Annotated in this window: 11 protein-coding genes; 8 read left to right on the top strand and 3 right to left on the bottom strand. The window is 63.0% G+C overall.

The window, feature by feature from the left end:
• The gene (locus tag CHB90_RS02685) at nt 1–3,495 is read left to right on the top strand and encodes a peptidoglycan -binding protein (protein ID WP_089276304.1); all 3,495 of its coding nucleotides are present in this window, start codon (nt 1–3) and stop codon (nt 3,493–3,495) included.
• Between the two features lie 15 nt (nt 3,496–3,510).
• Here the strand turns inward: CHB90_RS02685 and CHB90_RS02690 are convergent, their stop codons facing one another.
• The 3 genes from CHB90_RS02690 to gloB form a co-directional block, all read right to left on the bottom strand.
• Nucleotides 3,511–4,485 carry a M23 family metallopeptidase gene (locus CHB90_RS02690; RefSeq protein WP_089276305.1) on the bottom strand — a complete coding sequence of 325 codons (975 nt, stop codon included), beginning with the start codon at nt 4,483–4,485 and terminating at the stop codon, nt 3,511–3,513.
• Nucleotides 4,482–6,812, bottom strand: a complete 2,331-nt coding sequence (gene clpA / locus CHB90_RS02695; protein WP_089276306.1) for an ATP-dependent Clp protease ATP-binding subunit ClpA — start codon at nt 6,810–6,812, stop codon at nt 4,482–4,484. The genes CHB90_RS02690 and clpA overlap by 4 nt, the downstream gene beginning before the upstream one ends.
• A gap of 153 nt (nt 6,813–6,965) precedes the next feature.
• Nucleotides 6,966–7,727 carry a hydroxyacylglutathione hydrolase gene (gloB, locus tag CHB90_RS02700; protein WP_089276307.1) on the bottom strand — a complete coding sequence of 254 codons (762 nt, stop codon included), beginning with the start codon at nt 7,725–7,727 and terminating at the stop codon, nt 6,966–6,968.
• 67 nt (nt 7,728–7,794) lie between these two features.
• Between gloB and CHB90_RS02705 the strand changes: the two genes are divergently transcribed.
• From CHB90_RS02705 to CHB90_RS02735, 7 genes are all read left to right on the top strand, one after another.
• A complete protein-coding gene (locus CHB90_RS02705) occupies nt 7,795–8,535 on the top strand; it encodes a class I SAM-dependent methyltransferase (protein WP_089276308.1) in 741 nt (246 codons plus the stop codon).
• Between the two features lie 367 nt (nt 8,536–8,902).
• A complete protein-coding gene (locus tag CHB90_RS02710) occupies nt 8,903–9,469 on the top strand; it encodes a F0F1 ATP synthase subunit delta (protein ID WP_089276309.1) in 567 nt (188 codons plus the stop codon).
• Nucleotides 9,470–11,011, top strand: coding sequence for a F0F1 ATP synthase subunit alpha (gene atpA, locus CHB90_RS02715; protein ID WP_089276310.1), 1,542 nt, complete (start codon nt 9,470–9,472; stop codon nt 11,009–11,011).
• A gap of 12 nt (nt 11,012–11,023) precedes the next feature.
• Nucleotides 11,024–11,905, top strand: coding sequence for a F0F1 ATP synthase subunit gamma (locus tag CHB90_RS02720; protein WP_089276311.1), 882 nt, complete (start codon nt 11,024–11,026; stop codon nt 11,903–11,905).
• A gap of 19 nt (nt 11,906–11,924) precedes the next feature.
• Nucleotides 11,925–13,349, top strand: coding sequence for a F0F1 ATP synthase subunit beta (gene atpD, locus CHB90_RS02725; protein ID WP_089276312.1), 1,425 nt, complete (start codon nt 11,925–11,927; stop codon nt 13,347–13,349).
• Between the two features lie 91 nt (nt 13,350–13,440).
• Nucleotides 13,441–13,872, top strand: a complete 432-nt coding sequence (locus tag CHB90_RS02730) for a F0F1 ATP synthase subunit epsilon (protein ID WP_089276368.1) — start codon at nt 13,441–13,443, stop codon at nt 13,870–13,872.
• Between the two features lie 98 nt (nt 13,873–13,970).
• Complete coding sequence (locus tag CHB90_RS02735; protein WP_089276313.1) at nt 13,971–15,188, top strand: MFS transporter; 1,218 nt, start codon at nt 13,971–13,973, stop codon at nt 15,186–15,188.
• Nucleotides 15,189–15,248: the final 60 nt, after the last annotated feature.

Genomic DNA, 15,248 nt, shown 5'->3' on the forward strand with positions numbered 1-15,248 from the left:
ATGGCGCTGTCGCGACGCACCGGCGCGCGCTTTCAGGCCTCTATCTGGCCGGGCTTTGTCGATGCCATGACCGGGCTGTTGCTGGTGCTGACCTTTGTGCTGTCGATCTTCATGGTCATGCAGTTTGTGCTGAACGAGACGATCACCGGGCAGGAATCCGAACTGGACACGCTGAACTCGGAAATCAGTGCCCTGGCGCGGGCGCTGGGCGTCGAAAAGACCAAATCAACGCGGCTGGAAAATGAAGTTGGCCAGCTGAGTTCGACCCTGTCGGACCGTGACTTGCGGCTGGCTGAGCAGGAGAGCATCATCAACAGCCTGACCGCCACACGCGACCGGCAGGCGGATCAACTGACGGCCGCCGCGGCACAGATTGCGTCGTTCGAGGATCGGGTGGCCGCGCTGCTGTTGGAACGTGATACAGCGCAGGCCGAGGTCCGCGATGTGACCGCTGCGCGGGATGCGCTGGTCGAGGAACGGACGGCGCTGTTGGCGGTGCGCGACGACCTGACCGAAGAACGCGATGCGTTGACTGCCGCCTTGACCAGCGCCCGCGATGAGATCGACGATCAGGCCGAGGCGGCAAAACTGGCCGCCGCCCGGCGAGAGGCGTTGGAGGCGTTGATCACCGATCTGCGCGCGCGCAACGCTGATCGAGACGCGCGGATTGGTGCGTTGACCGCCGAACTGACAGAGCTTGAGGCCGACCTGACCGACGAAGAAGCCGCGCGCCTGGCCGAATCAGAGGCCGCGGTGGCGCTGCGCAAACGGTTGGAAGAGGCGGACGCCGACCTGACAGCGATGACCATGGCGTTGGAACAGGAACGCGCGAGGGCCGAGGAAACCCTGACCCTGCTGGCGGCGTCGCGTGAGGCAGAGACGGATCTGAACGCCCGTCTGGCCGCCGCGCTGTTGGCGGGACGTCAACAAGGCGATGACCTTCAGGCGCGCATCGACACGTTGGAGGCGCAATTGGCCGATGCCCGCCGCGCCCAGACGCGGCTGTTGGCGCAATTGGCCGATCTCCAGGACGAAACGGCGCTGACGGCGCAGACGCTAAAGGCGCGTCTGGATGAGGCCACCACCCGGATTGTGCAGTTGGAGGCCGCGCTCAGCGATGCCGAACAGACCGAAAAGCAACTGACCGCCGATCTAGACCGCGCGCGCAGCACCGGGGCAGAGACGGCAGTGACCCTGCAAACCCAGGTGGACGCGGCGCTGGCCCGGATCACTCAGCTAGAGGCGTCCTTGTCCGAGGCGCGTCAGGCCGAAGCGCGGCTCAATCAGGAACTCGCCACGGTTCTGGCAGAGGACGAGGTTGAGGCGCGCGTGCTGCAGAACCGGATCGATGTGGCGCTGGCGCGGATTTCCGAACTGGAGGAAACGCTTGCCGATGCGCGCGCGCAAGGGGCGCAGACCGATAGTCGATTGGCGGCTTTGCGCGATGATCTGACGGCGTCACGCGCCACGCAACGCGATGCAGAGCGGGCGCTGGCCCGCGAAGAGGCCGCGCGCGCATTGGCAGAACGCGGTCTGAAAGACGCGCAGGCAGAGGCAGCGGCGCGCGCCTCCCGGTTGACCGATCTGTCTGCGCAACTGGCGCAGGCGCTTGCCCGTCTGGCTGAGGCCGATGCGCTGAAGACCGAACTGGAGGCGCTGCGCGCCCGCAATCTGGCGTTGGTGTCGGATCTATCAGCGGCCGAGGGCAAGGCTGAGGACCGCGCCGCCGCACTGACTGAACTGCGGTCCGAACGTGACCGGCTGGATGTTGCGCTGGCCCTTGCCCGCAATGAGATCGGCGAGGCGCAGGGCGCCGTGGCGTCCTTGGGCGATGAAGTCGATGCATTGACCGGGCAACTCGCGCAGGCCCGCACAAGGGAAACAGAGCGCGTCGATGTGATCGAGGCGATGCGCGGGCAGATTGCCCAAATCGAAGCGCGGTTGGACGCGGCGTTGAAACGGGTCGAGGATCGGGGCGATCGGATCGACCGGCTGCAAAACGAAAATGCCGACCTGTCCGCCCGACTGGCGCGTTTGGGCGGCGCGGCGGCCCAGCAGGAATCGGCGGTCACGGCACTGGGCGCAGCCAATGCGCGCCTCTCGGCCGAACTGGATGCGACCCGCGCTCGCGCGGTCGAACGCGATGCCCAGATGGCCCGCCTGCAACAGGAATTGGCGCAGGCCGAGGCGCGGGCCGAAGATCGCACCGCAGAGGCGGCAGAACTGGAAACACTGCGCGGTGATCTGGCGCAGTTGCGCACCCGGTTGGAGGCCGCCCAGCGCAGGGCGGCGCAGGGCCTGTCGCGTATCATCACGCTGGACTCTGAAAATGCCGACCTGACGCGCAAGTTGGCCGTGGCGGATGGGCGCGGCGCGGAACGCGACGCAGAGATCGGCCTATTGAAAGGCCGGATCGACCGGATTGCCGCCGAATTGCAGGCGCTGCGGGCCCGCGATGCCCAGCGAGACGGGTTGATTGCCGACCTGCGCCAACAGTTGGCCGAGGCCGAGGCGCGCGCTTTGGAACAGAGTGGCGACAACCGCTCGCTGGAGGAAAAACTGGCTGCAGCGCTGGCCGCCCGCTTGGCCGCCGAGGCATCGGTTGCGGAAACGCGGGACCGGTTGGCGTCAGCGCTTGCGGCGCAAGAGGCGGCAGATGCACAGCTGAACGCAAGACTGGACGCGGCGGAAGAGCGGCAAATTCTGCTCAACCAGGCGCGCGAAAAGCTGGGTCAAACCGAAGAACGCGCGACCCGGGCAGAGTTGCAGGTCGAGGCACTCAACCAGAACGTTGCGGAACTGCGCCGCCAATTGCGCGAATTGCAGGCGTTGCTGGACGATTCACAGGCAAAGGATGCCGCGTCAGAGGTGCGGCTGCAGAATCTCGGCTCTGAGTTGAACGCAGCCATCGCACGCGTGGCATCCGAAGAACGGCGCCGCCGTCTGGCAGAAGAGGCCAGGCGCAAGGCCGAAGAAGAAAAACGCAAGCTGGAACAAGAGCGCGCGGAACGGCTGGAGGCGGAAAAGAAAGATCTCGAAGCGTACCGGTCAGAGTTCTTTGGCAAGCTGCGCGCGGTGATCGGCGACCGCGATGGCATCCGGATCGAAGGGGACCGTTTCGTGTTCTCGTCCGAAGTTCTGTTCGAGGTCGGATCGGCGGACCTGTCCGCTGCGGGGCGCGGAGAGATTGAGGAAGTCGCCGACATCCTGCTGGACATTGCGGACGAGATTCCCAAAGGCATCGACTGGGTGATTCGTGTCGATGGCCACACCGACAACCGACAGATCAGGCCGGGCGGTGAGTTTGCCGACAATTGGGAGCTCAGCCAAGCACGCGCGCTTTCGGTGGTGCGCGACATGATCGACAACTACGGAATCCCGCCACAGCGGTTGGCGGCCAATGGGTTCGGCGAGTTCCAGCCCGTCGATCCGGCGGACACGCCAGAGGCGTGGGCCCGCAATCGGCGGATCGAATTGAAACTGACAGAACGGTAAGGCGGTCTCGCGCGGTCAGTCCGTAACGGTCACATGGGCAAAGCGGTGCGCAATGACCTTACCGGCGCGCGTGAGCCGTGCCCGGCCCAGATAGTCGCCCGAGGGCCAGCCCGCTGCCGGGGCCTTGCGACCAAAGGCGCGCATCTGGCTGACCTGATCGGTGTCCAACGTGATCTCTTTGCGAAACACCTCTGTTCCTGCCGGGCTGTGGGCCGACAGGGTTAACACGTCACCCGGTTGGGGATACCCGGCATGGCCAAACAAAACGATGGGTTGATCGGGGGACAGAGTTGCGCGGCGGGCAGTCCCGTCCGCGACGGATTTCAGCGAGGGCACGTTGTCGGAAAATCCGGCGGTGACCAGCCCGGTCCGGGTGTAGGCGGGGGGATCCGTCCAGAGCGTTTGGACAGGGTCGCCGCAGGTGCCCGTGGCCTGAGGGCGGAAGGGATCGACAACCGCGCCGTCGCGCATCACGGTCATATGCACATGCGGGTGATTGGTCTGGCCTGACAGGCCCACAAGTCCCAATGGATCGCCGGTCTGCACTAAATCGCCAGGTGCGACCGAGACAGAGTTCAGCCGCATATGGCAATACAACGTCTGCCAGCCGCCTTCGTGATCTATCAACACCGCGTTGCCACAGGCGTTTTGCGCGGTGACGCCGCGCATCAACCGATCATCCGGCATTTCGTCACGGATGCGTTTGACGACCCCGGCGGCGGCGGCCAGCACTGGAACGCCGATCTTGATGGCGTCAAAATCCAGCAAGGCGAAATCCGTACCTTTGTGTGCATCGCGCGAATTGATCCCGCAGGCGAAATCACGCTGCCGCCCTTGGGCGGGGTCGTTGTCGACGTAGTCTTCAATGAAACAGGTTTCACCCAGGGTGCAGTCAAGTGGCACGGCTAGGCGAAACGCCTCCGCCCCGGCGACCGGGGCGGAGGTGAGAAGGGCCAGCGCGGCCGCAAGCACGGCGCGCGACCGTGTCATTCCGCCGTCAGCAACGGCGGCTTTTTCGATCCCAGACGTGGCTTGTCCGGGCCGCTCAGGTCAAGGAACAACTCACCATCACGGACCGACACCTTGACGACGCCACCTTTTGCCAGTTGGCCAAAGAGCAATTCCTCGGCCAGAGGTTTCTTGATGTACTCTTGGATCACACGGCCCAGCGGGCGGGCGCCCATCTTGTCGTCATACCCCTTGTCAGCCAGCCATTCGGCGGCGGGTTTGGTCAGCTCGATGGTCACGTTGCGATCCATCAGTTGCGCCTCAAGCTGCAGGACGAACTTTTCGACCACTTGCAGGATCGTGTCCTTTGGCAGCGGACGAAAGCTGATGACGGCATCCAGACGGTTGCGGAACTCTGGCGTAAAGGTCCGTTCGATGGCGGCGGTATCCTCGCCCTCGCGGCGGTCGCGGCCAAAACCGATCGCTGATTTAGCCTGTTCCACAGCGCCTGCGTTTGAGGTCATGATCAGGATCACGTTGCGGAAATCAACCGAACGACCATTGTGATCGGTCAACGTGCCGTGGTCCATCACCTGAAGCAGGATGTTGAACACATCCGGGTGCGCCTTTTCGATCTCGTCCAGCAGCAGCACGCAATGCGGGTGCTGATCGACGCCATCGGTCAACTGCCCACCCTGATCAAAACCGACATAGCCCGGAGGCGCACCAATCAGACGGCTGACGGCGTGTTTCTCCATGTATTCGGACATGTCAAACCGCAGCAGTTCCACACCCAACTGGTCGGCCAATTGCTTGGCGACCTCTGTCTTGCCGACGCCCGTGGGGCCTGCAAACAGATAGTTGCCAATGGGTTTTTCCGGTTCGCGCAGGCCCGCGCGGGCCAGCTTGATTGCCGAAGACAGTGCTGTGATGGCCGCGTCCTGCCCGAAAACCACCCGCTTGAGCGATTTTTCGAGATCCTTGAGCACCTCTGCGTCGTCCTTGGACACGTTTTTCGGGGGAATGCGGGCGATCTTGGCGACCACATCCTCAATCTCCTTGGTGCCGATGGATTTGCGCCGCTTGGAGGCGGCCACAAGATGCTGCGCCGCGCCCGCCTCATCGATGACGTCGATGGCCTTGTCCGGCAGTTTGCGGTCATTGATGTAGCGCGCCGACAGTTCCACGGCGGTCTTGATGGCGTCTGCGGTGTACTTGACGCTGTGGTGATCCTCGAAATAGGGCTTCAACCCCTTGAGGATCTTGACGGTATCCTCGACCGAGGGCTCATTCACGTCGATCTTCTGGAATCGGCGGCTGAGCGCGCGGTCCTTTTCGAAATGCTGGCGGAACTCCTTGTAGGTGGTCGAGCCCATGGTGCGCAGTTTGCCGCCCTGCAACGCAGGCTTCAGCAGGTTCGACGCATCCATCGCGCCGCCAGAGGTGGCGCCCGCACCAATCACAGTGTGGATTTCGTCAATGAAAAGCACGCCATCGGGATGTTCTTCAAGCTCCGTCACCACGGCCTTCAGCCGTTCCTCAAAGTCGCCGCGATAGCGCGTACCTGCCAGCAAGGCGCCCATGTCGAGCGAATAGATGGTCGCATTGGCCAGCACCTCGGGCACTTCGCCAGAGATGATCTTGCGAGCCAGACCTTCGGCGATGGCGGTTTTGCCGACGCCGGGGTCACCCACCAGCAGCGGGTTGTTCTTGCGGCGGCGGCACAGCACCTGGATACACCGCTCTACCTCGGAATCGCGGCCAATCAGCGGGTCAACGTCACCAGCCTGCGCCTTGGCGTTGAGATCCACACAGTATTTGCCCAGCGCCGATTCCTTGTCGGCCCCAGCGGCGGTAGATTCGGCCTGAACGGCCTCTTCCTCGGCGTCGGTGGCACCCTGAACCGGACGCGCCTCGCCGTAGGCGGGGTTCTTGGCAACGCCGTGCGCAATGAAATTCACCGCGTCGTAGCGCGTCATGTCCTGTTCTTGCAGGAAGTAGGCGGCGTTGGATTCGCGTTCGGCAAAAATGGCGACCAGCACGTTGGCACCGGTCACCTCTGTGCGGCCGGAGGACTGCACATGGATCGCGGCGCGCTGGATCACGCGCTGGAACGCGGCTGTCGGCACCGCCTCTGATCCCTCGATGTCGGTGACGAGGTTGGACAGATCGTCGTCGATAAATTCGACCAGCGTGGTGCGCAGCTCTTCGGTATCGACAGAACAGGCTTTCATCACGCGAGAGGCATCGGGCTCATCGATCAGAGCAAGAAGTAGGTGTTCGAGCGTGGCGAATTCGTGGCTGCGCGAGTTCGCGAGCGCCAGAGCCGAGTGAATTGCCTGCTCAAGGGTGTTCGAGAATGAAGGCACGGGCGTGCTCCTCTTGTCTGCGCGGATCCGTTGGTTCGGACCAGCATTGCCTCATAGTGTTAAAGTTTGGTCGATTGCGGCCAACCTTCAAGTTTTTTCTCAGGATTCCTGCATCACTTTTGGACATGGCATCGAAATCTGCCGCGAGCGTGATCAGAAATTGTCCTTGCGTTTGCGCACCTCTGCAAAGACTTCGGCATCGGTTCCGCCGGGCAGTCCGACGGCTTTTTTGACGCTGTCCAGGGGGGCGCGGAGAAACGGGTTCGTGTCCAGTTCTATTGAAAGCGGAACCTGCGCAGTCGGCCGACCCTCGGCGCGGGCGGCGTCGATTTCACTTGCACGAGAGATAAGCGCTTCGTTGCCTGGTTCAATGGTCAGGGCGAAGCGGGCGTTGGCATGGGTGTATTCATGGCCCGAATAGACCATCGTGTCCGGCGGTAGGGCCATCAGCCGCGAAAGGCTGTCCCACATCATGCCCGGCGTGCCCTCAAATATCCGCCCACATCCCAGCGCCATCAGGCTGTCGGCGGTGAACACGGCCTTGGCCTGCGGGTAGTGGTAGGCGACATGGCCCAGTGTGTGACCCGGCACGGCGATCACCTCGCAGCGGCCGTCTCCGGTGCCGCCGGAAAACCCCGGGTCCAGCGCCATGTCCAGTTTCGGCAGCTTGGCCTCTTCGGCCTTGGGGCCCATGACCATGCAGCCGTATTTCTCGCGCAACTCGGCCACGCCTCCTACATGATCGTGGTGATGATGTGTCAGCATGATCACACCCAGCGTCCAGCCACGGGCCTCCAGCGCAGCGATGATCGGGCCGGCCTCTGGGGCGTCGATCAGCGCGGTGCCGTCGGGTCCGTGCACCAGATAGGCGTAATTGTCCGACAGGCAGGGCACGGTCACGATGTCGAGGGGCATGGTCTTTCCTTCGCGGCTTTGTCAGGATGGTTGGGGGCCAGAGTGGCGCATCGTTCGAGGGGGTTCAATGCATCTGGACGTACAGGTGTTGCGGGATTTCTATTATCGCAGTGCGCTTGGGCGCGCTGCGCAAAAAATCCTGCGCGCCCAGGTGTGCAAGTTCTGGCCCGAGGCCAAGGGCCAAACCGTGGTTGGCTATGGCTTTGCGGTCCCGCTCTTGCGGCCCTACCTCAAAAGCTCACGGCGGGTTCTCGCGCTGATGCCGTCGCCGCAGGGGGTCATGCCCTGGCCGGCGGGGATGGCCAACGTGTCTGTCCTGAGCGAAGAGACTCTGTGGCCGCTGGAAACCGGGCACGTCGACCGGCTGATCCTGATGCACGGGCTGGAGACGTCAGAGCGGCCATCTGACCTGCTGGACGAGGCGTATCGGGTGCTGGGTCCTGGCGGCAAGGCGTTGTTCATCCTGCCCAACCGTTCGGGCATCTGGGCGCGGGCCGATCATACGCCATTCGGTTACGGGAGGCCCTACTCTCTGGGGCAACTGGAAACCCAGCTCAAGCGGCATGACTTTGTGCCCGAGGCACATGTCTCGGTCCTGTATCAGCCGCCGTCCACACGGCGATTCTGGATGAAGACGGGGCCGATCTGGGAAAAGGTCGGGCGCGCGGTGCCGGTCACGGCAGGCGGCGTGATGCTGGTCGAGGCGTCCAAACGGCATCCGCCCTCGCGGCGCAGGGTGGGGGAGGCGGCAAAGGTGTTGAACCCGCTGGAGGTGCTGGCCCCCACCGGCAAGGCCAAGCCAGTGTGATCGGGCCGCCGGATCGGCGCTCGTCGCCTGCGGCAACAGTACCCTGCCAACCGTCCTCACCGCGCCCGTCGATTGTGTGTCAGGGGGCGGGATTCTGCCCGGGAATCGTGCATTTGCAGCAAAAATCGTGTCTTCTGTGCATCTTGGCAGGGCACGAATGGTCGCACCAAGAGGGGCATTTCGGTCAAGCCGTTGAAACTAAAACATTTAGCGCAAGCGTTTATCTTTTCTAAGTATGTTGCGAGGTGGGGGTGGCTCTGCTACATCCGCGTCGATTTGATTGCTTTGACGTCGGTCAAGGTATGGAAACGCCGCCAGACGCCGCCCCGGGACGGGGCGCGCGTTGTGTCGGCATACTAACGGAAGGGTGGACGTGTCTGACTCAGCATCGATTTCCTCCGGCATCGCAGAGCGCTATGCCACCGCCGTCTTCGGGATTGTGAAGGAGGCCGGTGAGCTTCCCACACTCGAAGCCAATCTGGATGATCTTTCTGCCGCTCTCAAAGACAGCGCCGACCTGCGGGAGCTCCTGGTGAGTCCCGTGTATTCGCGTGACGCCCAGGGCGCGGCGATCGGCGCGATTGCCGACAAGATGGGCCTGATGCCCGCCTTGAACAACGCGCTGCGCCTCATGGCGTCCAAGCGTCGTCTGTTTGTGGTGCCGCAGATGGTGACCCGCCTGCGCGAGATGATCGCGACGGAAAAGGGTGAAGTGACCGCCGAAGTGACCTCGGCCACCGTGCTGACAGACGCTCAGACCGCCCAGTTGGCGAAAACTCTCAGCGCCAATGTCGGCAAGGATGTAAAGATAAATGCGACCGTCGATGAAAGCCTCATCGGCGGTCTTGTCGTCAAGGTGGGCTCGAAGATGATCGACACTTCGATCCGCTCGAAGCTCAACTCCCTCCAGAATGCAATGAAAGAGGTCGGATAAATGGGTATCCAAGCTGCAGAGATTTCTGCGATCCTGAAGGACCAGATCAAGAACTTCGGCCAAGATGCCGAAGTCGCAGAGATCGGTCGCGTGCTGTCGGTTGGTGACGGTATCGCCCGTGTCCACGGCCTCGACAACATCCAGGCCGGCGAAATGGTCGAGTTCCCGGGTGGCATCATGGGCATGGCGCTGAACCTCGAAACCGACAACGTCGGTATCGTGATCTTCGGCTCAGACCGGGACATCAAGGAAGGCGACACCGTCAAGCGCACCAACTCCATCGTGGACGTGCCCGCGGGCAACGGTCTGCTGGGGCGCGTCGTGGACGGTCTGGGCAACCCGCTGGACGGCAAGGGCCCGATCGAGGCATCCGAGCGCCGCATCGCCGACCAGAAGGCGCCGGGCATCATCCCGCGCAAATCGGTGCATGAACCCATGGCAACCGGCCTCAAGGCCGTCGACGCCATGATCCCGATCGGCCGTGGCCAGCGCGAGCTGATCATTGGTGACCGTCAGACCGGCAAGACCGCCGTGGCGCTCGACGCGATCCTGAACCAGAAGACTTACAACGACGCCGCCGGCGACGATGAAAGCAAAAAGCTGTACTGCGTCTACGTCGCCATCGGTCAAAAGCGTTCGACCGTGGCCCAGCTGGTGAAAAAGCTCGAAGAGACCGGCGCCATCGATTATTCGATCGTCGTGGCCGCCACCGCGTCCGACCCGGCGCCGATGCAGTTCCTGGCGCCCTACGCCGCGACCGCGATGGCCGAGTTCTTCCGCGACAACGGCAAACACGCGCTGATCGTGTACGATGACCTGTCCAAACAGGCCGTGTCCTACCGTCAGATGTCGCTGCTGCTGCGCCGCCCGCCCGGCCGCGAAGCCTATCCCGGCGACGTTTTCTACCTCCACTCGCGCCTGCTGGAGCGTTCGGCCAAACTGAACGAAGACAACGGCTCGGGCTCGTTGACGGCGCTGCCGATCATCGAAACCCAGGGTGGCGACGTGTCGGCCTTTATTCCGACCAACGTGATCTCGATCACCGACGGCCAGATCTTCCTTGAAACCGAACTGTTCTATCAGGGCATCCGTCCCGCCGTGAACACCGGCCTGTCGGTGTCGCGCGTTGGCTCGTCCGCCCAGACGGACGCCATGTCGTCGGTTGCCGGTCCGGTGAAACTGTCGCTGGCTCAGTACCGCGAGATGGCCGCCTTTGCCCAGTTCGGCTCTGACCTTGACGCCGCCACCCAGCAGTTGCTGGCGCGTGGTGCCCGTCTGACCGAACTGATGAAGCAGCCGCAGTATTCGCCGCTGACCAACGCGGAGATCGTCTGCATCATCTTCGCGGGCACAAACGGCTACCTCGACAAGGTGCCAGTGTCGAAGGTGGGTCGTTTCGAAACCGGTCTGCTTGCCTTCCTGCGTGGCAAGAAGGCTGACTTCCTGAACTGGATCGAAACCGAAGATCCCAAGTTCAAGAAGGGTGAGCCGGTTGAAAAGATGAAGGCGGTGCTTGACGAATTTGCCGCCGACTTCTCGTAAGGGGACTCTCTGATGCCCAACCTGAAGGATCTCAAGAACAGGATCGCGTCGGTCAAATCGACCCGCAAGATCACCAAGGCCATGCAGATGGTGGCTGCCGCAAAACTGCGGCGGGCACAGGACGCGGCCGAGGCAGCCCGCCCCTATGCGGAACGCTTCAACGGTGTGATGGCGTCGTTGGCCGCGTCGGTCGGTGACAGTGACAGCGCTCCCCGCCTTTTGGCGGGGACCGGCAAGGACGATGTGCAGCTTCTGGTGGTCATGACCTCGGAACGCGGCCTCTGCGGCGGCTTCAACACGAATATCGTGAAGCTGGCAAAGAGCCGCGCCGAAAAGCTCTTGGCCGAAGGCAAGACGGTCAAGATTCTGACCGTCGGCAAGAAGGGCCGTGAGCAGCTCAAGCGCGAGTACTCGAAGTACTTCGTGGGTCACGTTGACCTCGGGGACGTCAAGCGTCTTGGCTACAACAACGCTCAGGACATCGCGCGCGATGTTCTTGGCCGCTTTGACGCGGGCGAATTCGACGTGGCGACGATCTTCTATGCCGCGTTCCAGTCCGTCATCGCCCAGGTGCCGACAGCGCAGCAGATCATCCCCGCCGCCTACGAAAGCGAAGGGTCGGACGATGCGGGCGAAAGCACGCTCTACGACTACGAGCCCGACGAAGAGGCGATCCTCACCGACCTGTTGCCGCGCGGTGTCGCGACGCAGATTTTCTCGGCCCTGCTCGAGAACTCCGCCTCTGAACAGGGCGCGCGGATGTCGGCGATGGACAACGCCACGCGGAACGCGGGTGATATGATCGACAAGCTGACGATCGAATACAACCGTTCGCGTCAGGCCGTCATCACCAACGAACTGATCGAAATCATTTCGGGCGCCGAGGCGCTCTAAAGAAGACCGGAGACGAAACATGGCAAACGCACAAGGCAAGATCACGCAGGTGATTGGCGCCGTGGTCGACGTTCAGTTCGACGACGACCTGCCGGCAATTCTGAACGCGCTGAACACATCCAACAACGGCAAGAAGCTGGTGTTGGAAGTGGCGCAGCACCTCGGCGAAAACACCGTCCGCACCATCGCGATGGACGCGACCGAAGGTCTGGTTCGCGGCCAGCGCGTCGAAGACACCGGCGGCCCGATCACGGTGCCCGTCGGCAACGCAACGCTGGGCCGCATCCTGAACGTCATCGGTGAGCCGGTTGACGAAGGTGAGCCGCTCAACGCGACAGAGTTCCGCGCCATCCACCAGCCCGCCCCGGAATTCATCGAGCAATCGACCGAATCCGAGGTTCTGGAAACCGGCATCAAGGTCATCGACCTGCTGGCGCCCTACGCCAAGGGTGGTAAAATTGGCCTGTTCGGCGGTGCCGGCGTGGGCAAGACCGTTCTGATCATGGAACTGATCAACAACATCGCCAAGGTGCACTCGGGTTACTCCGTGTTCGCCGGTGTTGGGGAACGGACCCGTGAGGGCAACGACCTTTACCACGAGATGATCGAATCCAACGTTATCAAGCCCGACAACCTCGAAGACAGCCAGGTTGCGCTGGTGTACGGCCAGATGAACGAGCCTCCGGGCGCGCGTGCCCGTGTTGCCCTGACCGGCCTGACGCTGGCCGAACAGTTCCGCGACCAGTCCGGTACAGACGTTCTGTTCTTTGTCGACAACATCTTCCGCTTCACGCAGGCGGGCTCCGAGGTGTCGGCTCTGCTGGGTCGTATTCCTTCGGCGGTGGGCTACCAACCGACGCTGGCCACCGACATGGGTGCCATGCAGGAACGCATCACCTCGACCAAGTCCGGTTCGATCACCTCGATCCAGGCCGTCTACGTTCCCGCGGACGACCTTACCGACCCGGCACCGGCAACCACCTTTGCGCACCTCGACGCGACCACGGTTCTCAACCGTGCGATCTCGGAACTCGGCATCTACCCCGCCGTGGATCCGCTCGACTCCAACTCGCGCCTGATGGACCCGCAGATCGTCGGCGAAGAGCACTATCAGGTCGCGCGTGACGTGCAGGGTATCCTGCAGCGCTACAAGTCGCTTCAGGACATCATCGCCATCCTCGGGATGGACGAACTGTCCGAAGAGGACAAGCTGACCGTGGCCCGTGCCCGCAAGATCCAGCGCTTTCTGTCGCAGCCGTTCGACGTGGCCAAGGTCTTTACCGGCTCGGATGGCATTCAGGTGCCGCTCGCGGACACCGTGTCGTCGTTCAAGGCGGTTGTGGCCGGTGAATACGATCACCTGCCCGAAGCAGCCTTCTACATGGTTGGCGGCATCGACGAGGTGATCGCCAAAGCCGAGAAGCTGGCCGCCGAGGCTGCCTGAGCGTGCGGCGGGGGCAACCCCGCCTTGCGCGAACGATCAAACGCCGGGGGGCAGGCGGGGGTGACCCCGCCACCCGGTACAGGAGATGAACATGGCAGAAACGATGCAATTCGACCTGGTCTCGCCCGAGCGCCGTCTGATGTCGGCCGAGGTGACTTCGGTGCGCATTCCCGGCGCGGATGGCGATCTTACCGCCATGCCGAACCACGCGCCGCTGATCACCACGCTGCGTCCGGGCGTCCTGACGGTCGAAACCGTCAAGGGCGTCGAGGAGTTTGTCGTGACCGGCGGGTTCGCCGAGATCGGCGAAAGCCTGTCGGTGCTGGCGGAAAAGGCGCTGCCGCGCGCGGATGTCGATCAGACCACCTATGAGGCTCTGGTTGACGAGGCGCACCGCGTCTATCAGGTGACCAAGGAAACCGCCGAACATCCCGGTCTGGTGGATGATGCGGTCAAACTGTTGCAGGACATGGTGGCTGTGGGTTCGCATATCGGGCTGGACCCGAAATCGCCCTCGCTCTGAGGCGCTGAGCAAACTATCATTGCAAAGGCTCCGCCACGGCGGGGCCTTTTCATTTTGGACCTGCGCTTTCTGCGCCAAAGAGTCATCGGACGTCAGTCATGTCGGCACCGCGCGGCGCGCTTTGGTTCATCCTTGCGACCATTTTCATTGATGCCATCGGGATTGGTCTGATCTTTCCGATCATGCCCGACCTGATGGAACGTGTCGGGGCCAGCGACACCGCCACTGGCGCGTTCTGGGGCGGGGTGCTGATGTCGGCCTATGCAGGGGCGCAGTTCTTGTTTTCGCCCGCTGTGGGCGGTATTTCGGACGCGCTGGGGCGCAAGCCGGTGCTGCTGTTCACCCTTGCGGCGCTGGCGGTGGACTATGTCATCATGGCGCTGGCGTCGACGTTCTGGGTCTTGCTGATCGGGCGTCTGGTGGCGGGCATCGCCGGGGCGACCTATATCACCGCGACCGCCTATCTGGCCGACATCTCGGACCCCAAGGACCGCGCCGCAAACTTTGGCCTGATCGGCGCAACCTTTGGCGTCGGGTTCATCTTTGGCCCGGCCCTGGGCGGTCTGCTGGCCGGAGTGCACGTGACGGCTCCGTTCTGGGCGGCGGCCGGGCTGGCGGCGGTGAACTTTGCCTTCGGGCTGCTGGTCCTGCCCGAAAGCCTGCCGCCCGCAAAACGCCGCCCCTTTGACCGGCGTGACCTCAACCCCTTTGCCGCGATACTCAAGGCCGCGCGCCTGCCGGGCCTGATGCTGCCGCTGATCGGTCTGTTCCTGTTCGAGTTCGCCAACATGGTCTACCCGGTGCTCTGGGCCTTTTGGACGCGTGAGGCGTTTGGCTGGTCCTCTGCCGTCATTGGCCTGTCTCTGGCCGCTTACGGAGTCGGTGTCGCAATCACCCAAGGCGGGCTGATGCGGGTGCTGATCCCGCGCATCGGCGAATGGCGCACGCTGATGTTCGCCGTGGCGGCGGGCGTTGTCGCCTCGACGGCCTATGGTCTCATATCGGCGGCCTGGCTGGTCTGGGCCTTCCTGCCGTTTGCCTGCCTGTCGGACATGGCCCCACCCAACGCAATCGGCATGGCGTCGAACCTTGTGGACGAGGACCGTCAGGGTCTGTTGCAGGGGGTCATCGCCAGCCTTGCGGCCATCGCCGCCATCCTTGCCCCGTTGATTATCACGCCACTCTTCCGTATATTCGCAGCGCCCGACGCGGTTCTCTACCTGCCAGGTGCACCCTTTCTCGTGACAACTGCCCTGTTGTTGGTCAGTGCGGCGGTATTCTGGCCCATGCGCGCGCATTCCCAAGATGCGGCGTGAGCCTTGCCTTGTGGCGGGTGCCGCCATCTGAAAATAAACTTTCGGTCCCTTTTTTGTGAA

This window comes from Antarctobacter heliothermus (genome assembly GCF_900188425.1).
In the GTDB taxonomy this organism is placed as follows: Bacteria; Pseudomonadota; Alphaproteobacteria; order Rhodobacterales; family Rhodobacteraceae; genus Antarctobacter; species Antarctobacter heliothermus.

Coding starts and splice junctions, on each gene's coding strand:
- CHB90_RS02685 (WP_089276304.1), top strand. CDS start 1: ATGGCGCTGTCGCGACGCACCGGCGCGCGCTTTCAGGCCTCTATCTGG.
- CHB90_RS02690 (WP_089276305.1), bottom strand. CDS start 4,485: ATGACACGGTCGCGCGCCGTGCTTGCGGCCGCGCTGGCCCTTCTCACC.
- gloB (WP_089276307.1), bottom strand. CDS start 7,727: ATGCCCCTCGACATCGTGACCGTGCCCTGCCTGTCGGACAATTACGCC.
- CHB90_RS02705 (WP_089276308.1), top strand. CDS start 7,795: ATGCATCTGGACGTACAGGTGTTGCGGGATTTCTATTATCGCAGTGCG.
- atpA (WP_089276310.1), top strand. CDS start 9,470: ATGGGTATCCAAGCTGCAGAGATTTCTGCGATCCTGAAGGACCAGATC.
- CHB90_RS02720 (WP_089276311.1), top strand. CDS start 11,024: ATGCCCAACCTGAAGGATCTCAAGAACAGGATCGCGTCGGTCAAATCG.
- atpD (WP_089276312.1), top strand. CDS start 11,925: ATGGCAAACGCACAAGGCAAGATCACGCAGGTGATTGGCGCCGTGGTC.
- CHB90_RS02730 (WP_089276368.1), top strand. CDS start 13,441: ATGGCAGAAACGATGCAATTCGACCTGGTCTCGCCCGAGCGCCGTCTG.
- CHB90_RS02735 (WP_089276313.1), top strand. CDS start 13,971: ATGTCGGCACCGCGCGGCGCGCTTTGGTTCATCCTTGCGACCATTTTC.